This window comes from Shewanella sp. 30m-14 (assembly GCF_052977125.1).
The window spans coordinates 150,449-168,884 of record NZ_JBRILW010000007.1; the positions used below are offsets into that span (position 1 = coordinate 150,449).

An 18,436-nucleotide genomic window follows, 5' to 3' on the forward strand; every position below is an offset into this window, starting at 1 on the left:
TTGTTGCCACTGGCTGGTTGAGCCAATGGCATAATCTTGTTTAGGCTGTTGCTTTGAATCTATTTGGTACTTATTTTCAATTTAATTAGTACTGGCGCAGTAGCGCAAATGTTTCAGTAATTTTGTTGGCATCTTTAATTCCAGGGCTTTGCTCAAGACCAGAGTTAAAATCTAAGCCATAAAATCCTTGGTTTGCCGCTTGCACTGCGTTATCAGGGCTTAAACCGCCAGCCAGTAGCGCGAGCTCTTTACTCGGAAGAACCTTTTGCCAGTCAAAGCATTGACCGGTACCGCCAAATTGGCCGTCTGATTTACTATCAAATACTACGCGGTCGATACCTTCTGGAATTACAAGCTCATCACCGTTATTACCTTCAACATCAGTATTTACCGCAATGGCTTTCCAAATTTGTGTTTGGCTGTTCTGCTTGGCAAATATTGCTGTTAACTCAGCGATTTCAAGCTCGGTTTCTTTACCGTGTAACTGCACTGCAAATAGGCCTAAATCGATAGCCAGCTTAGCGATAACATCGACCGCTTCGTTCACAAATACCCCAACCAGGCTCAGCTTGATGCCAGTTTGCTTGAGCTGCTCGACTAAATCCTGTGCTTGCTGTGCAGTCACGGCACGCGGTGATTTTTTAGCAAAGATCAGGCCGCCATAGACTGCGCCAGCTTTAGCCACGGCAAGTATGTCTTCGATACGGGTTAACCCACATACTTTGTTGTGGCCAAGCGTGAGTTTTCGGCAGGCAAGGTCCAGATCGTCTTCTGCCATAAGCGAGCTGCCCACTAAGAAACCATCGACTAAGGGCGCTAAACGGCGAACTTGTGCTTGGTTATAAATACCTGATTCACTGATCACTACTCTGTCTGCCGGAATATGCGGTGCAAGCTCTTCTGTGGTTGCAAGGTCGGTCGATAAGTCGCGAAGATTACGATTATTAATACCGATAATCGCAGCATTAAGATCAATGGCGCGAGTTAATTCAACCTGGTTGCTGACTTCAGTTAAAATATCGAGTTGGTATTTTTTCGCTTCTGCAGCAAGCGCTTGATAACGTTCGTCATCGAGCACCGACAACATGAGCAAGATGGCATCAGCGCCTTGGTGAGCGGCAAGTTTGACTTGATATTCGTCTACGAAAAAGTCTTTGCATAAAATGGGCTGACTAACGCGCGCGCGTACACGCGGAATATAGTCCATATCGCCTTGAAAGAACTGCTCATCCGTTAATACAGAAATACCAGCAGCGTAGTGGTTATAGACGTCGCTAATCGCATCGACATCGAATACATCACGAATCAAGCCTTTTGATGGACTGGCCTTTTTACACTCTAAAATAAAGCCAGCATTGGGGGCGTTTAACGCATCAAATAAGCTTCTATCAGAGGTTTTAGGCGTTAAGCTTGCTTCAGGAAAGCGTTGCTTTAATTCGATAATATGCGCCGCTTTTGTATCAACAATCTTAGTTAATACGTTGCTTTCTTTAGCTGCTGTTGGCTTTGTTAGATCCATGCTCACATTAGGCTCCTTTCGCAGCTTGGCTAGCGTTAGCCAGCTGGGTCAATAACTCGTAGGCTTTACCGCTTTTAATTGTCTCTAACGCTAAGGCAGTACCAGCTCTTACATCATCACACACACCTGCAACATACAGCGCGCAGCCAGCATTGATAGCAACGGCATTCATGTGGGCGCTTTGGCCTGCGCCTTGTAAAATAGCACGGGTGTGCTCTGCATTTTCTTCAGGCGCGCCGCCTTCTAAATCTGTTAGTTCAGCGTTTGGTACGCCTAACATGGCAGGCGTAATGCGGTACTCGCTGATCTCGCCATCTTTTAACTCATGTACCAAGGTATCGCCGTGTAGTGCCACTTCATCAAGGCCGCTACCATGAACCACCATAGCGCGCTTGATCCCAAGGGCTTTAACGACCTGGGCAATAGGCGCTACCAGTTCAGGGCTATACACGCCAAGCAGCATAAAGTCTGGGTGGGACGGGTTAATCAAAGGCCCCAATACGTTAAATAAAGTGCGGGTTTTTAGTGCTTGGCGCACAGGTACTGCGTGGGCGACACCGCCATGATAGTGTGGGGCAAACAAGAAGCATAAACCTAGCTCGTCTAAACAATCACGCGCAGTTTCTGGTGCCATGGTCAAATCGATGCCAAATTGCGCCAGTAAGTCTGAAGAGCCTGATTTACTCGACACACTACGGTTACCGTGTTTAGCTACATTGGCGCCCGCCGCTGCAGCGACAAAGGCGGCAGTGGTTGAGATATTGATAGTGTTATGGCCGTCGCCACCAGTGCCGACGATATCAAGGATACCTTTATTAACGGTTGTTTCACTTGGGGTCGGAAAGGCTTTCGCTGCCGCGCGCAGTGCATCTGCTGCACCGGATATTTCATCTATGGTTTCGCCGCGCATTTTCATTGCAACCAGCATACCACCCATGCTGACGGGGTCCATTTTGCCTTGAATGATTTGGCTAAAGAGCACTTTAGCTTCTTGTCGAGTTAGGCTCTCACCGCGATAAAGGGCTTCGATAAGAGCTTCAGTAGGCTTGATTTCAATTGGTTTAACTTGAGTTTGGCTCATAATCTTATCCTTTTACTTCAGTTGGGCTTAGGCTAGTTAGGTTCTGGTTTCCATCAGCTAAAGAGCGGGCAAGATAATCTAAGCTTTGCACTAATAATTGGCTGCCTAAGGTGGTTAAAATCGATTCAGGGTGAAACTGAAAACCCACCGCCTTGTCTTGTCTATGAATAATCGCCATTGGCATCTCTTCTGTGGTGGCGATAACCTCTAAGCAATCTGGCACTTTCGTTGCCACTAAGCTGTGATAACGAGCCACAGGAAGCGGTGATGGCAAACCTACAAAGATCCCTTGGCCGTTATGAAAGGTTGGGCTCGCTTTACCATGAACGACTTGTTTGGCGCGCTCAACTTTACCGCCGTAATGCTCAACTAATGCTTGGTGGCCAAGACAAATGCCCAGCATTGGGACTTTTCCCGCTACACTTTCAATTAATGCCATCAGCGAGCCAGCTTCATGGGGCGCGCCAGGCCCAGGTGATAATACCAGGGCCGCTGGCACGGTTTCGTTTAACAGTTTGTTGGCGATAAAGTTAGCGTCAACATCGTTACGGTAGATCACGACTTTATAACCAAGGCTTCTAAACTGATCCACTAGGTTGTAAGTGAACGAGTCGAAATTATCGAGTAGATAGATTTTCATCGTCCACCTCCCATCTTTATGGCTGAAATTACCGCTTGTGCTTTTTGGCGAGTCTCATCGGCTTCGGCTTGCGGATCGGAGTCAAACACTACGCCTGCACCTGCTTGAATATAGGCGGTGCCATCTTTTACAAAGGCTGAGCGGATCACAATACAGGTATCCATATCACCAAGGCCATTTAAGTAACCTACGGCGCCGCCGTAGCTGCCACGGCGTGTTTTTTCAGCGCCGCGAATAAGTTGGGCCGCGCTGACCTTCGGGGCACCTGTTAATGTACCCATGTTCATGCAAGCTTGATAAGCATGAAGGGCATCTAAGTCAGTTCTTAACTGACCTGTTACTCGGCTGACTAAATGCATCACGTGGGAATATCTGTCTACCTTTAGTAGTTCAGGTACTTTACGGGTACCGCTTTGGCTAATACGGGCAATATCGTTGCGGGCTAAATCAACTAACATAATGTGTTCAGACAGCTCTTTTTTATCTAAGCGCAGTTCAAGCTCGTTGCGGCTATCTAGATCAAAGTCGATTTCGCCACTGGCGGTTTTACCCCGTTTACGAGTACCAGCAATCGGGTAGATCTCAACTTGATTGCTCTTAGCTTCATATTTGAGTGCACTTTCAGGTGATGCACCAAACAAAGTAAAGTCGTCACCGCGAAAATAAAACATGTAAGGGCTTGGATTCGTCAGCCTTAACGCACGGTATGCACCTAATGTATTTGGGCAAGGTAAGCTAAAACTACGAGATGGCACCACTTGGAAAATATCGCCGGCAATAATGTGCTCTTTGAGAGCATTGACGGTACCTTTGAAGTCTTCATCACAAATATTGACTTGGGTTTTGGCGTCAACTGTTTGCAATTTTGCAATGGGAGCGAGTGAGTGACAGGCTTGCTGTAATTGGGCCATACGCTCATTGAGCTGTTGGCTTACGTGGCTTGAGGTAACGTGTGTGGGCTCAATAAATTGATGAGTAACAATTTCAGCGCTTTGCTGCTGATGATCCACAAGAATTAACGTTTCGGCGAGGTAAAACAAGTAGTCTGGGCAGGTGTTATCCCCCTCTGGCACACTTGGTAGCGGTTCTACGGTATCAATTAAGTCATAAGAGAGTACGCCGCCCAGAAACAGATCTTCAAACTCAGGGCTTTCATCACAGCGAATGTGTTTAACCAGCATTCTGAGACCATCGAGCGGGGAGGTCGACTTTAAGCGGGCATCTTCATCGAGTTGATTACGCTCTTTTTGTAGGGTAACAATGAGGCTCGATTCGGAAGTTACTTGGCATTGGCTACTTGGAAAAGCTTGCTGAAAGAATGTGCGGATAGGGGCTAGCAATGCCTTACCATTGTCAGTTAACGCTTGAAATTGTAACTGGTAACCGTCGCAGCGGATCTTCATGGCTGAGTGTGTCAGGACGATACTCTTTAAGTGATCTTTGCTGTCAATTTCAGCCGATTCAAGCAACATGGTATGAGGGGCATCTTGAGTCACATGCTGGTATAAGCGAAGCGGGTCATCGTGATATGCCAACGCCTCTTTTTGAGTGACAACTTTAGCGATAGTATGCTGTGTCATGCTCCTGCTCCTGCCTTGTAGGGTAATGCATTATTCATTGTTTTATCTCACTTTATCTTATATCAATCACGATGCCTATTACACGTCATTGCTCATTGCCCGCTGCCTTGGCTTTCTTGTTTCTCGCTGTTTTATTATCGCTTAAATACAAGAAAGCCCGCAGAGTGTGCGGGCTTTCTTGTTGAATCTTGGCTCAGTTCTATGAGCACACAGTTTCACACCACCCGCTAAGTTGGGAAGTGCCACCACCAATTAATGTTTTGGAAAGTATTAAACTGTGTCATTTAAAATTCATCTTGTTTGTTTCAGTGACTATATAAAAACATTTGCGGGTGAAAGCTGTCAATTGAATATTTCTATTTTTGACTGATTTTCACTAATTGAGTGTATAAATTTGTCTAATTTTATTTTTATAGGGTGATTTTGGTGTTTTTTGAGTGGATTTTGCTAAAAACTGTCATTGTCGAATTTGATTGTTTGTAGCTTGTAAGCCGTTAAATGAACATTGCGCACAATAATGCATCAACAAAGAGACCTACAACCAGTATGTAAAAGCGCGGGCAATGATTTCTTGCTGGATCTCTTGATTTGTTTTGCTGCCTAACAGCTTAATTTTTGTTTCGATAGCCTCGATATTTGATCTAGCGCAAACTTGGTGTAACGCCTGTTAAATATTTGTTGTGATCCGCGCTCGTTTTGGCACACTGAAAATGTGGCCCCAAAGGAGTGAATATGGCTTCAATCAATCAGCTGTTAAAGGCGTTGTTTAATAGTTTCAAAGATTTGATCCCTATTATTTTGGTGGTCTGCTTCTTTGAGATATTTGTCTTACAACAAGCACCCGATAACCTTTTTTCGATTTTAATCGGTCTTGTTTTCATTATCGTCGGGTTAACTTTCTTTGTATTTGGTCTCGAAATGGGACTGTTTCCCATCGGTGAATCGCTTGCGCAGGCACTGGCTCGCAAGGGCAGCGTGTTTTGGTTAGTGGTATTTTCTTTTTCGCTCGGCTTTGGCACCACATTGGCAGAGCCTGCGTTAACCGCTGTGGCTAATGAAGCGGCGGAGGTAGCAGCTGAGGTCGGGGCGATAAAGTCGAGTGAAGCGTCAATGGATAGCTACGCTATGGGGCTGAGATTAACCGTGGCCTTATCAGTGGGCCTGGCAATTTTGCTTGGTGTGGTCAGAATTTTAAAAGGCTGGCCTATCCATTACCTGATTATTTCAGGCTACATCATAGTGATGATTTTGACCTCATTTGCGCCTGAAAACATTATTGGTATCGCCTATGATTCTGGCGGGGTGACAACATCAACAATTACCGTGCCTTTAGTGACAGCTCTAGGTGTGGGGCTTGCCACAGTGATTAAGGGCCGAAACCCGATGTTAGATGGCTTTGGCCTGATTGCTTTTGCCAGTTTAATGCCAATGATCTTTGTGCTTATTTACGGAATGGTGGTGCTTTAATAGTGGTGCTTTAATGGGAGTGCTTTAATGGATATGTTGCACCAAGTGCTTGATACCTTACTGGTCACCATACGCGATGTGGTGCCGATAGCGATTATTCTTTTTGGTTTTCAGCTCGGCGTATTAAAAAGGCCTGTTGCCAATTGGCGACGAGTGGTTGCGGGGTTTGTGTATGTCATTTTAGGGCTAAGCTTTTTCTTAGTCGGTCTAGAGATGGCGCTGTTCCCCATTGGCGAGAGTATGGCAGAACAGCTTACCTCCCATGAGTTTATCCATGAAGGCGATTTACAAAATACAGTTAATGCTTGGCAGGACTATTATTGGGTTTACATTTTTGCCGCAGCAATTGGTTTTAGTACGACTATTGCTGAGCCTTCTTTGATTGCGGTGGCGATTAAAGCCAATCAGGTTTCCGGTGGCACTATCGGTATTCAAGGCTTACGTATTTCAGTGGCTATCGGCGTAGCCTTTGGTATTGCATTAGGGTGCTTTCGAATTGTCGTTGGGGATCCTATTCACTACTACATTATGGCGGGTTATGTGCTGGTGGTTATTCAAACCTTTTATGCACCTAAAATGATAGTACCACTGGCTTATGATTCTGGCGGTGTGACGACCTCTACGGTCACCGTTCCGTTAGTTGCTGCTTTAGGTTTAGGCTTAGCGACCAATGTTGAGGGACGTAATCCCCTTATTGATGGCTTTGGCCTTATTGCCTTTGCCAGCTTGTTTCCCATGATCACTGTGATGGGCTATGCCCAATTGGTGGAATTTAAGAATAGAACCCAAAAGGAGCGAGATAATGCGCTTTAAACTTATTCTGGTGTTTATTGATGATGCCTGTACAGACTCGGTTTTAGATGCGGCTCGTAGTAAAGGTGCGACAGGCGCTACAGTCATTAATCACGCTCGCGGTGAAGGTCTTAAGAAACAGAAAACCTTTATGGGCTTAACGTTAGATGTTCAGCGAGATGTGGTGTTGTTATTAGTTGAAGAGCATTTATGTCGAACCATTTTAGAAACCGTAAGTGAAGTGGGTGAGTTTGATAGCGATTCCGGTAAAGGTATCGCTATTCAAATCGATGTGGAAGATGCGGTAGGTGTTGCGCACCAAGTACAAAAATTAAGTCGTGATATTGAGGACCAAATATGAAGACCGAAAACCCTGTAAGAAATCATGATGTGATGAGTCAAGACTACGCCATGATTGATGGACTGCAAACCGTAGCAGAAGCTATTGAACATGCAGTTAACAATAAGGTGAACGTATTGTTTGTTAATAAACGTCACGATGATGATGAGTTTGGTATGGTGTTGATGAGTGACATCGCTAAAAAGGTTTTAGCACAAGATAGATCGCCAGAGCGAGTGAATGTGTATGAGATTATGGTTAAACCTGTGCTGACGGTACCTGGGCGGATGGATGTTCGTTATAGCGCACGTTTGTTTGACCGTTTCGGTATTACCAAGGCGCCAGTGATTGAGGATAACAAAATAGCAGGACTTGTGAGTTACCACGATATTGTGCTTAAAGGCATGATTAATCGTGGCTAATATGCGGCTGTTATCGTGGCTAATACAGTCTCACAGTCGCTAATACTGTCACTAAGATTAGCCGCGATTTATATATGAATTAAACAAACCTCACCACGAAGTGCTTCTCTTTAATGAAGGACTGTTATTGTCCAATAAATACCGGAGTGCTGCGGCCACATCATTATGTTAAGTATAGTTTTAAAGTTTATGAGGACATAGTGGCTGCTTGTTCGGTAGCGTGGGATCCGGTCACAGGGCTATTCCTCAACAATACTGGGATCTGCTACACTGGCTTTGGTTACTTTTTAATTTAAGTTCAATTTGTTATGCAGCGCCCACCATTACGTCAAGCCAAAACCATCGATAATGTTTTTAATAGTGCCTATTGGCATCTTAGTCAGCAGGATTTCACCATTAATGAAATTCGTACCAAGCTTGAGCGTAAAACCGAAAATCAAGAATGGATTGATACCGTACTCGCTAGGCTCATCGAGGGTGGGTATCTAAAAAATGATTTTGACTTTGCACTGCGTTATTGCGAGCTAGCCTTTAGTCATGAACTCGGTGCTGGCGCGATTAGGCGTAAGTTACAGCAGCGTGGCGTGTCCATTACTGATATTGATAACGCGATAGAGCAGGTGATGGACGAGCGAAAAGTCGACACCTATGAGATGGCAACCTCTAGGCTACTCAATAGGTATGATAATTTTTATGGTACTAATAAAGAGAAAGTCTATGCCATGATGACCACAAAAGGTTTTTCTCGGGTAGAAACTGATCACGCATTAGCACAACACCCGATGCGTGAAACCTTGCGTAGTAAACTCGCCGTAAAAGCGGATAAAGCCGACTTAACCGCCGAAATCATCAAGTTATATAATAAAGGCAAAGGTGAAACTCTTATCTTGCAGGAGTTAAAACAGCGATTGATTGATGTGAGTGATTTTGTCGATACCTTGTATCAATTGACGCTTGCTGGAAATATTGATTTTTATCAGAGCTGTAAAAAAGAGCTAGCAAAAAAGCGCTATGATTTATCTGACTATAAAGAGAAGTCGAAAGCTTATGCGTATCTATCCCGTAAAGGTTTTAGCAGTGATGAAATAAAAGAGGCCATGAGCCCTGATGATGAGCTTTGAAGGCATCAGTATTACTGATTAACCAAGCAGCTATCGAATTTTAATTATATCTGTTGGCCCCCCGAAACTTAGATTAAAGGCAAGTCGACTTTTTTCGACTATGCTTATTTGATTGTGACGTAGAGATAAATCAAATCAAATCAATATAGGTAGGATATATGAGATTCAATAAAGTCTTGTTATTAGCTGCATGTAGTTTATTTGCACTTTCTAGTCAGGCGATAGAGTTAAAGAGTACAAATGTCACTGAAGGTCAGAGCCTTAAAAATGCCCAGCTATTTAATCAATGGGGCTGCAGTGGAGAAAATATCTCTCCAGAGCTCAGTTGGAGCGATGTTCCAGAAGGCACTAAAAGTTTTGCTGTGACAATGTACGACCCTGATGCACCTACTGGGAGCGGCTGGTGGCATTGGATGGTTGTTAATTTACCAGCAAGTACTCAGAGTTTGCCGGCTAACTCGGGTCTAAAGGGAGGGGCTAATCTTCCTAAAGGGGCAAGTATGGTTTCTAATGATTTTGGCTTCAAAGGATTTGGCGGTGGCTGTCCTCCTGAAGGTGCTGCGCCACATAATTACCAAATCACTGTTTATGCGCTAGATGTTGTTCATCTTGAATTACCAGAGAGTGGCACAGCTGCGCTGGCTGGGTATAATATTTATCAACATCTTCTGGGCAAGGCGGTGCTGACTGCACCGACAAATGCAAGGTAGTAGACTTAAGTAATTGGTATTAGCAGGTATTAGTTACGGATAAATAATAGTAACCGGTACGTATTAGTAACTTGGGTTAAATTATCGTTTGAGTAACCGCTATGAAAAAGGCAGCATTGATATGCTGCCTTTTGTTTTATCTGGTTGCTTTTACTTATTTACAGCTCCTCCCGAAATACATCGACTTGAGTTAAGTTGACACTTTTAGGGCGAGAAAGCAGGCCTGCGGGTTAAGCAAATTTTTTATCGAGAAAGCCAATGATCTCTGAAGACTCATACATCCAAGTTGATTGACCATTTTCTACAATTTTCATGCAAGGAACCTGTAGCTTTCCACCTTCGTTTAGCAATGTGCTCTTATGTGGTTCTTGCTTGGCATCGAGAGTGACGATATTTAAGCCTTGGCGACGCAAAGAACGACGAACTTTAACGCAAAATGGGCACGCCTTATATTCGTAAATAGTCATATTGCTGGTTGCGTTGTCGATTTGTTGTTGTTCTTCTTGTGGACGCTTTAGTTTTTTAGGTGAAAAAACAAAGTTTAAAAACAGGATGATACGTCCTAATACCCAACGAATGATAAACATTAACTACCTCTGATGTATTGTTATTCGCGCAGATTTTAACTCAAGCGTTACAGGGTTGAAAGTAATGATTAAAGATCTGCTTTCATCTTTATGACTTTGACCAATGACAATGGCCTATCTCTTCTATCGCTCCAGAAATCATTACTAGGCTGGCATTGTCCGGACATAAACAGATCTGCTGACTAAATGCTGAAAGCTGTTGTTTAAATGACTTGCTTTCAAGCCGCACAGGGCTGATGTGGGGCGCAAACATAAAGTCCACTAAGTTGAGCGCTGTAAAATCTGTAAGCTGACAATGATTGATGTCGCCGCAAAGTGCAGCGCTTTCAATACTTGAGGTTATGAGCATCGCACCTGCGCTAACGCCAATGAGTGCACCACCATTGACTGCATATTGGCGCAAAATGGGTAATAGTTTTTGCTGTTGCATTGCTTTTAAGAAACGATAGGTATCACCGCCAGAGAGATGAATGGCATCGCAGTTTAACAGCGCCTCGAGACTGCTCGGTGAAAAGCCTGATTCTAACTCAAGATAAACAGATAGCGTTGCATCGAGTGTTTGATACATCTGCTGAGTTTGCAAAAAGTACTCTCTTTGAGGGTCGGGCTCAGAGGCGATATAGCCAATTGTTAGCTGGGGATGTTTGTTGGTTGTTGCTATGGATGTAAGCACTGCTTTAATTGCGGCTTGGCCATTTTCAGTATTAGGATCACTCAGTAGGGCGAGTTTCATCGGTTCTGTCCTTAGATGATGCCAGTGTATCAGCATTGCTATGATGTGGATTATGACTCGACTTTAGCCGATCTTACATTGAGTTTAAAGCCTACTAGCCAAGCACAAGCCAGCTAAATACAAGCGAGCTCAGCAGGAGACAGCCAAGCACAAGGCTGTCAAACAAAAGGTAGTCTAGTACAAGCCTGCTAAGTACAAGGCAGTTAATCACAAGGTTGATAAGTAATAGCTCTTTTCAATAGCTCTTTGATGGCGATGAATGATTTGCGATCAGCTGCCCAATAAAAAGCACGCAAAGATGCGTGCTTTTTATTAGGCAGGAGGTAATTGAATTGACGTTAATTCGCACCCAAGGTCAGTAAGGCCTGGCTTGAACCTGTATTGAGCTCCACTTGGCTATCGAGTAGGAATATTCTTTGTGGTTCAATTTTCTCTTGTTCAATTAAATAGGTTTTAACCGCAGTCGCACGTTGTTGTGCTAGATGCCCAAGTGCAGCCTCTGGGAGTCGTTGTGCACGCAGCAGAAAGTTATACAGTGCGATATGCCAGCGCTGTGTAAGCTGGAGAACAGTAAGTTTGTTCTCTCCTTGATGTTCTGCTTCGATTTTCTCTTTCACCTTTTTAGCTGGGCTAGCAAGCTCTGTTTCATAGAGCGTTATTAGCGCATCAGACAATGCCCCAGTTGTTGGGTAACTGCTAGGTGATAAATCAACAGGCAGTGATGTGATATCCAGTTTGGCTGTTTGAGCGAGCTTAGCGTTAAGCTGTTGCTCTCTGAGCGCTTTGCTATCTTCTTGCATGTTAACACTGCCTTTAACGCTGAGGGTTAGCATGGGTCTATCAACTAAGCCCGTGGCCAGCTTGTTAAGTTTAGTTTGTTGGCTGTCATCGAGGCTCGCGATACCGGCTGCGAAACTGACTTTATCGAGTTGTTCTTCATCAGAACCAAGTAGCCCCGCAAGCAAAGTAAAGGGAGCGGTTACTGCTTTGGTGATCACATTAGTAAAGGCGGTCATGACGATGCTGCCAATACTAAAGCTTGGGTCGTCTACATCACCAGAGACTTTAAGGCCTAAATCAATCACGCCGTGTCTATTTTGCAAGAGTGCAATGGCTAAAGTCACAGGCAAGGTGGTAGCAAGACTACTATCGCTAGGTTGTCCCAGCTTTAATTGGTCGATGACTAAATGGTTCTCCCCAATTAATTGGCTATTATCGAGTCGGTAGTTAAGCGCTAATGACAATAGCCCTTTATCAATGTAATAACCTGCGTAGGTACCAGCGTAGGGGCTTATCGAGGTAAGCTCGACATGTTTGAAGCTAAGGGCAAGATCTAAATAAGGCTGCTTAAGCAGTGGGTTGATATCTCCCTTTAAGCTAACGGGTGCGTAGCGATCAATCTTACCTTTAATATCTACGGTGGCTGTTTGCTCACTGTTTGAAGACAATTTGCTTATATTGCCATCTAAATATTCGATACTGGCAGCAAAATTAGGTGTCAACGAGTTATCGGCGAAAAAGGTAGAACCCTCTTTAAAGCTGATTTTGTTGATGGTCAAGGCCAGTGGCTTGCTAGCTGTTTCCTGTTGATGCTCTTGCTTAGTTACAACATTGGCTGTGACGGCTTTATGCTGAGTTGTGGTTTCAGTTGTGGTTTTAGGAGCTGCAGCCGTTGGTACTATAAACAGATCACCTATGTTGGTGCTCTTATCTTTAGCGATCATTATCCGGCCATAAGGCTGATTTAGCGCGACATGATCGATATTGATACTGTTGGCATTTTTATCGAATGCTAAACGATTGACCTCTAAGTTTTTCCATTTTATTAAGTCTTTTTTCTGTAGCGTATCTTTAATCAGTAAGTCATTGACGCCTAAGCTGCCGGTATAGCTTAACTGTTGAGTTTGGGCATTAAAGGCAAAGTCTCCCTCAGTGCTAAAATCACCTTGCTTGAGCTCAATATTGACATAAGGTTTCAGGTAGTTTTGTATTTGTGGCAGTGCAAACTTGGTGACTGACACTTTGGCGTTCACTAATTGTTTTAATGCGTCGATATGACCGTTTGATGCCAATAGACCCTGTTGATTCACGTTGAGTGATAATTGGTAGTCAATTGGCGAGGCGAGATCGGCGTTTATGGCTCCAGTCGTCAGTTCAATATCCTCTATTTGCCATAAGGTATTTTGAGTGACTAATTGCTCGCTTAGATTCACTTGGTAATCTTTAAGGTTGATGCCTTTGAGTATTGCAGTCCAACTGCTCTTAGCGGTTTGAGCCTGATTGGCAGATATGACAGCCTTATCATTATGGGTTTTTACTGCTGAAGAGTCGTTTGGTGTTGTATTGATAGGGGTAAAGATTGTCGCCAGATTAATGCCATCTTTGTTCAATTTAGCATTGAGCACAAGCCCCTCGGTATCGAGCGTTTCTGCCGTTACCGATCTCTGCTTAAGGTTAAACTCGATACCTTTAAGAGCGATGATGGGGAGCTTTATAATTGATTGCTTTTGATAATCAAAGTTGATGTCAGCTAATTCTAGCATGCCCTGGTCGGTGGTAAACTGAAGTTTATTCTCTTGCATTTGCAGCTGATAATGACTCGATAAACTAAATTGTCCAGAGGTTAGTTGAGGGGCAAACTGCGCCGAGATAAAAGACCAAAATTGTGGCAGTTGGATATTGGTCAGTTGCACATCTCCAACAATATTCAAGGGTGATAATTGTACTAGCCCTTGAGTGGTAATTTCACCGCCGTTACGGCCGACAACATGAATTGCATAGTGGTTGGTTTTTTGTTCAAGTTCAAGATTGTTAAGTGACGATGTAATCGCATGATTAGAGTCAAAATACTTGATATTGAGGTTTAATGCTGGGTAGTGCAATTGGCTATGGGTAAGCTTATCTGTAAAGTTCAGATCAGCATTCACAATCGCTAAGTTTGTGACGATAAAGTGCGGGATCCCAGCTGACTTTGTCGGCTCCTCGTCGCTTTTATCTTTAGGGCGATTTGCTAATGTCTCAATAATATCTGAAAAATTAAAGCGTAATGTTTGCGGCGTATTGAGTCGCTCAACGTTGATTACTGGCGCTGTTAACGTGACATTAGCGATGCTGAAGGCGGTATTAAAAACCGAGTCCCAAAATTGGTACTCAAAGTTTAATTGTGAAAAGCCAACAAAGGGTTTGCTATCTGTCTCTTGTAATTCGAATTTATCGATGGCGACTTCAAGAGTGAACGGGTTGACCTTGACGTTTTCAAGAGTAACCGGGCGCTGTAGCAACGAAGATAACTGCTCGGGTACTTGCTTAACCACAATATAGGGTACCAATAAGCCTAGTATTGCAGTAAAAGTAAAATAAATGGCGGTCACTATGATGAGTAAACGCTGATACTTTGGACGCTGACGGTAGCCATTCAGCACAGCTTGAAATGATGTTTTGATAAAAGACATACAGACCTTTGTCGATTTAATTTTGTGGCAGAGTGTTTATTTCACTAACAAAAATCATACGTAGCATAAGTTGTTAATGGTCGATACTCACACTACTAATTTTAGCTTCATTATCGTGTAAATGATTCTGGTATCATAATGTTTTTTTAAAATGTAACGTTTTTATTAACGTACGAATAAATATGTTACAGGAGCCAGTTTCTGCGCTTTAGCTAGCAGTGCAACTTATGTTCATTGATGTTGCATGAGTCTTGACTATGGGCACGTGTATGGGAAGCAGATCAAATAAGCGTGATTAAACCTATTGCTTCAGGTCTTTCTTGGTTGATACCATAGCGCGTTTTTTATCTTGCTTTGGGGAATTAGCTTGAATAAGAGTGTTATCACCAATTTGATTGCAGCTATCTTTGTTGCTGTCGGCTATCTGTTTGCTTTACCGATTGTGTTAACTGTTGGCTTGTTTGCACTATCTGGTGCTGTGACCAATTGGTTAGCTATCCATATGTTGTTTGAGAAGGTACCTGGGTTATACGGCTCAGGGGTTATACCCTCGCGTTTTGAAGAATTTAAAGCTGCAATTGCACACTTAATGATGAATCAGTTTTTTACGATCGAAAATATCGATCGTTTTCTATCAGGTGAGGGCGGGATTGAAAAGCAACTAAATCTGCAACCTGTTATTGATAAAATTGATCTGTCTCCGGCATTTGATGCGTTGGTGAGTACTGTGGCGCAATCGTCTTTAGGCGGTATGCTAGCCATGTTTGGTGGTACAGATGCGATAACGCCGCTGCGTGAGCCTTTTATTGAGAAAATGAAAAGCTCGTTGAGTGATATTGCCCAAAGCGATGACTTTTACGCATTAGTAAAAGAAGAGTTAGAGCAGCCCGATATGATTGCGGATATGCGCGTCAAGGTGGAAGAGATTGTGACCCAAAGGCTCGATGAGTTAACGCCACAACTGGTTAAAGAGATCATACAAGAGATGATCCGTGAACACTTAGGTTGGTTAGTGGTGTGGGGCGGTGTATTTGGTGGCTTAATCGGTTTAGCCGCGGCGCTTATCCAGAGCTAAATAAGCTAACATCATTAGCAAAGCGTTAAATTGAATTTTAGATTAAAGCTCTAAATTAAAGTTCTAAAGTAGGGAGCTGATACTGATTGGTATTAGGCTCCCTTTTTTATGGGGTATTTGTAAGCGTGTATTGCTCGCTTTAGCTGCTGTGATTTTAACCAGAATATGCTTTAATCACTGAGGCGTTATTTGCTGAGTTAAGCTTTTATCTAGGAACGTGTTTATTAAAAAGTCTTTTGTTAGTAAGCACAGAGCGAGTCATCATGGGTTAAGCATTCACAGGAGTGGCATATGCAGCACCATAGTATTAACTATCTTGAGATCCCAGTAAAAGAGATCAATAAGACTAAGGCTTTCTTTAATCAAGTGTTCGGTTGGGAGTTTATTGATTACGGCCCCGAATATAGCTGTTTTGTCGATGCGGGTATCGCAGGCGGTTTTTTTGTCAGTGAGAAGGCATTCACTATCGCCTCCGGTTCACCTCTTATCGTGCTGTACTCCAATCAGCTTGAAGAATCACAAACTAAAGTCATTGATGCTGGTGGGCAAATAAGCCAGCAAGTTTTTACTTTTCCTGGCGGACGTCGTTTTCACTTTCTGGACACGAATGGCAATGAATATGCTGTTTGGTCTGAGTAAGGCTTTATCCCCTTATTCCCTATACCCTAAGAATAAAAAGAGCAGACTATGCCACATTGCACCATAGAGTATTCCGCACCATTAGCCGAAGTGCTATCCATTGACGCTTTAGTTGCCGCCAGTCATAGAGGTCTTACTGAGTCAGAGTTGTTTGAGCCAAAAGCGATTAAGACGCGGGCCTATGCTTGTGATTATTTCCAAATAGGCGAGGAAGAGCAGGGCAGTTTTATTCACCTCAACATTGCTATCATGCCGGGGCGCACCGATGAGCAGAAGGCTTTACTGATTGAGCGGGTTTATGATGCAATTGCACTCATTACTGCAACGGTGAGTAGTGTGACTTTAGAAGTGGTCGATATTAAGCAGCATTACTTTAAAGCGTTAAACTGATTTTAGCATGACTGATTAATCTAAAGTGCAAAGCAAAAAGCCACTCATATGAGTGGCTTTATTGTGTTGAGTAAAGCTTAGTAAGCGCTGTCGTGTACAGATTGCACTGCACGGCCTGACGGATCTATGATCCCTTGCAAGCTTTCGTCCCAAGCCAGCGCTTCAGGTGTTGAACAAGCAACAGACTTACCACCTGGCACAGTTTCTGCCGCACTTGGCAGTGGGAATAACTCTTCAAAGAAGGTGCGGTAGAAGTATGCCTCTTTGGTTTCAGGTGTGTTGTATGGGAATCTAAACTTGGCGTTTGCCAGTTGAAGATCGTCCACTTTGTCTGCAGCATGATCTTTAAGGCCATCAATCCATGAGTAACCTACACCATCACTGAACTGCTCTTTTTGACGCCAAGCGACTTCTTTCGGTAACTTGTGCTCAAAGGCTTCACGCAAAATGTGTTTTTCAATCTTACCGTTTTTCGACATCTTAGCATCAGGGTTAGTGCGCATTGCCACGTCCATAAACTCTTTGTCTAAGAAAGGCACGCGAGCCTCAAGACCCCAAGCTGCCATGGCTTTGTTAGCGCGAAGACAATCGAAGAGGTGTAACTTGTCCAGTTTACGTACTAGCTCTTCGTGGAATGCTTGTGCGTTAGGCGCTTTGTGGAAGTACAAGTAGCCACCAAACAATTCGTCAGCACCTTCACCCGACAATACCATTTTAATGCCCATGGCTTTAATCTTGCGCGCCATCAAGTACATTGGCGTTGCCGCGCGGATAGTGGTGACATCGTAGGTTTCTAAGTGGTAAATCACATCTTTAATTGCATCGATACCATCTTGAAAAGTAAAAGTGATTTCGTGGTGAATCGTGCCGATCGCATCGGCGACCTTCTTGGCTGCAATTAAATCGGGTGCACCTTCAAGCCCGACAGCGAACGAGTGCAGTTGTGGCCACCATGCGCTGCTTTCTCCGTCATCTTCAATACGGCGCTTAGCAAAGGTTTGGGTGATTGCTGAAATCACCGATGAATCAAGACCACCCGACAGTAATACGCCATAAGGCACATCTGACATTAATTGACGCTTTACGGCTGCTTCTAGGGCATCACGTACATCTTCTGCGCTGGCAGGGTTGTCTTGCACAGCGGCAAAATCACGCCAGTCACGCTGGTAATACTGAGTCTGCTCGCCTTGTTCACTTGAAAGGTAATGTCCTGGGCTAAAGGTTTCTACCGTTTTACACACTGGCATTAACGCTTTCATTTCTGAGGCAACATAAAAGTTACCTTCAGCATCGCGCCCAGTGTATAGCGGAATGATCCCCATATGATCACGACCTACTAGATAAGTGTCTTTAGTTTTGTCGTAAAGTACAAAAGCAAAAATACCGTTTAGCTTGTCTAAAAACTCAGTGCCGTATTCTTGGTATAATGCCAAAATGACTTCGCAATCGGAGTTGGTTTGGTAGCTATATTTATCGCCTAATTCAGCTTTCAATTCTTTGTGGTTGTAGATCTCACCGTTAACGGCTAATACGATTGACTCATCCTGACTAAGTAGTGGCTGCGCACCATGTTCGATGTCAACAATGGCTAAACGCTCATGGGCTAAAATGGCTTTATCACTGCTGTAAATGCCAGACCAGTCTGGACCACGATGACGCAATAATTTGGACATCTCTAGAGCGACTTGACGCAGTGGAGTCGCGTCGGATTGAATATCTAAAATTGCAAAAATTGAACACATAGGTCACTCCAAAAAATTTCGGTCTTAAACTCAATTGAGTATTAATCTGCCATTGAAAATTGAAGAATACAAATCTGCTTTTGAATAATCATCGTTAAAAGAGGCTTCTTAGCTATCTAAAGTCTTATTTTTAAATGGCTGAAATG

At 43.7% G+C, this 18,436-nt stretch carries 17 protein-coding genes; 9 read left to right on the top strand and 8 right to left on the bottom strand.

What is annotated here, in order from left to right; all coding sequences use genetic code 11:
• Positions 1–85 precede the first annotated feature (85 nt).
• Genes trpCF through ACVBIU_RS07590 form a run of 4 tightly spaced genes read right to left on the bottom strand, consistent with a single transcriptional unit; the run spans position 86 to position 4,820 of the window.
• The gene (gene trpCF, locus ACVBIU_RS07575) at positions 86–1,519 is read right to left on the bottom strand and encodes a bifunctional indole-3-glycerol-phosphate synthase TrpC/phosphoribosylanthranilate isomerase TrpF (protein WP_447163449.1); all 1,434 of its coding nucleotides are present in this window, start codon (positions 1,517–1,519) and stop codon (positions 86–88) included.
• 7 nt (positions 1,520–1,526) lie between these two features.
• The gene (gene trpD, locus ACVBIU_RS07580; RefSeq protein WP_447163448.1) at positions 1,527–2,576 is read right to left on the bottom strand and encodes an anthranilate phosphoribosyltransferase; all 1,050 of its coding nucleotides are present in this window, start codon (positions 2,574–2,576) and stop codon (positions 1,527–1,529) included.
• Positions 2,577–2,604: 28 nt separating this feature from the next.
• The gene (locus ACVBIU_RS07585; protein ID WP_447163386.1) at positions 2,605–3,240 is read right to left on the bottom strand and encodes an aminodeoxychorismate/anthranilate synthase component II; all 636 of its coding nucleotides are present in this window, start codon (positions 3,238–3,240) and stop codon (positions 2,605–2,607) included.
• Entirely contained in the window at positions 3,237–4,820 is a 1,584-nt protein-coding gene (locus ACVBIU_RS07590; RefSeq protein ID WP_447163385.1) for an anthranilate synthase component 1, read from the bottom strand. Before ACVBIU_RS07590 ends, ACVBIU_RS07585 begins: the two co-directional genes overlap by 4 nt.
• Positions 4,821–5,552: 732 nt before the next feature.
• Between ACVBIU_RS07590 and ACVBIU_RS07595 the strand changes: the two genes are divergently transcribed.
• The 6 genes from ACVBIU_RS07595 to ACVBIU_RS07620 all read left to right on the top strand — a co-directional run bounded on the left by ACVBIU_RS07595 (position 5,553) and on the right by ACVBIU_RS07620 (position 9,672).
• Positions 5,553–6,287, top strand: a complete 735-nt coding sequence (locus ACVBIU_RS07595) for a DUF1538 family protein (protein ID WP_447162442.1) — start codon at positions 5,553–5,555, stop codon at positions 6,285–6,287.
• A 27-nt stretch (positions 6,288–6,314) separates the two neighbouring features.
• A complete protein-coding gene (locus tag ACVBIU_RS07600; protein WP_447162443.1) occupies positions 6,315–7,100 on the top strand; it encodes a DUF1538 domain-containing protein in 786 nt (261 codons plus the stop codon).
• Entirely contained in the window at positions 7,090–7,440 is a 351-nt protein-coding gene (locus ACVBIU_RS07605; RefSeq protein WP_447162444.1) for a P-II family nitrogen regulator, read from the top strand. The genes ACVBIU_RS07600 and ACVBIU_RS07605 overlap by 11 nt, the downstream gene beginning before the upstream one ends.
• Positions 7,437–7,841 carry a CBS domain-containing protein gene (locus tag ACVBIU_RS07610; protein ID WP_447162445.1) on the top strand — a complete coding sequence of 135 codons (405 nt, stop codon included), beginning with the start codon at positions 7,437–7,439 and terminating at the stop codon, positions 7,839–7,841. The genes ACVBIU_RS07605 and ACVBIU_RS07610 overlap by 4 nt, the downstream gene beginning before the upstream one ends.
• Before the next feature lie 308 nt (positions 7,842–8,149).
• Positions 8,150–8,962, top strand: coding sequence for a RecX family transcriptional regulator (locus tag ACVBIU_RS07615; RefSeq protein WP_447163384.1), 813 nt, complete (start codon positions 8,150–8,152; stop codon positions 8,960–8,962).
• A 158-nt stretch (positions 8,963–9,120) separates the two neighbouring features.
• Positions 9,121–9,672, top strand: a complete 552-nt coding sequence (locus ACVBIU_RS07620; protein WP_447163383.1) for a YbhB/YbcL family Raf kinase inhibitor-like protein — start codon at positions 9,121–9,123, stop codon at positions 9,670–9,672.
• Positions 9,673–9,902: 230 nt separating this feature from the next.
• Here ACVBIU_RS07620 and ACVBIU_RS07625 read toward each other — a convergent pair whose 3' ends face one another.
• The 3 genes from ACVBIU_RS07625 to ACVBIU_RS07635 form a co-directional block, all read right to left on the bottom strand.
• A complete protein-coding gene (locus ACVBIU_RS07625; RefSeq protein ID WP_447162448.1) occupies positions 9,903–10,259 on the bottom strand; it encodes a glutathione S-transferase N-terminal domain-containing protein in 357 nt (118 codons plus the stop codon).
• An 88-nt stretch (positions 10,260–10,347) separates the two neighbouring features.
• Entirely contained in the window at positions 10,348–10,992 is a 645-nt protein-coding gene (locus ACVBIU_RS07630) for a Type 1 glutamine amidotransferase-like domain-containing protein (RefSeq protein WP_447162449.1), read from the bottom strand.
• A gap of 338 nt (positions 10,993–11,330) precedes the next feature.
• The gene (locus ACVBIU_RS07635; protein ID WP_447163382.1) at positions 11,331–14,444 is read right to left on the bottom strand and encodes a DUF748 domain-containing protein; all 3,114 of its coding nucleotides are present in this window, start codon (positions 14,442–14,444) and stop codon (positions 11,331–11,333) included.
• 367 nt (positions 14,445–14,811) lie between these two features.
• On the opposite strand from ACVBIU_RS07635, the gene ACVBIU_RS07640 reads away from it, so the two are divergent.
• From ACVBIU_RS07640 to ACVBIU_RS07650, 3 genes are all read left to right on the top strand, one after another.
• Positions 14,812–15,519, top strand: a complete 708-nt coding sequence (locus ACVBIU_RS07640) for a DUF445 domain-containing protein (RefSeq protein WP_447162451.1) — start codon at positions 14,812–14,814, stop codon at positions 15,517–15,519.
• 291 nt (positions 15,520–15,810) lie between these two features.
• Positions 15,811–16,158: a VOC family protein gene (locus tag ACVBIU_RS07645; RefSeq protein WP_447162452.1), complete on the top strand. Its 348-nt coding sequence runs from the start codon at positions 15,811–15,813 to the stop codon at positions 16,156–16,158.
• A gap of 48 nt (positions 16,159–16,206) precedes the next feature.
• The gene (locus tag ACVBIU_RS07650; protein ID WP_447162453.1) at positions 16,207–16,548 is read left to right on the top strand and encodes a 5-carboxymethyl-2-hydroxymuconate Delta-isomerase; all 342 of its coding nucleotides are present in this window, start codon (positions 16,207–16,209) and stop codon (positions 16,546–16,548) included.
• 77 nt (positions 16,549–16,625) lie between these two features.
• On the opposite strand, the gene asnB is transcribed toward ACVBIU_RS07650, so the two are convergent.
• The gene (asnB, locus tag ACVBIU_RS07655) at positions 16,626–18,290 is read right to left on the bottom strand and encodes an asparagine synthase B (protein ID WP_447163381.1); all 1,665 of its coding nucleotides are present in this window, start codon (positions 18,288–18,290) and stop codon (positions 16,626–16,628) included.
• Between the last annotated feature and the right edge of the window lie 146 nt (positions 18,291–18,436).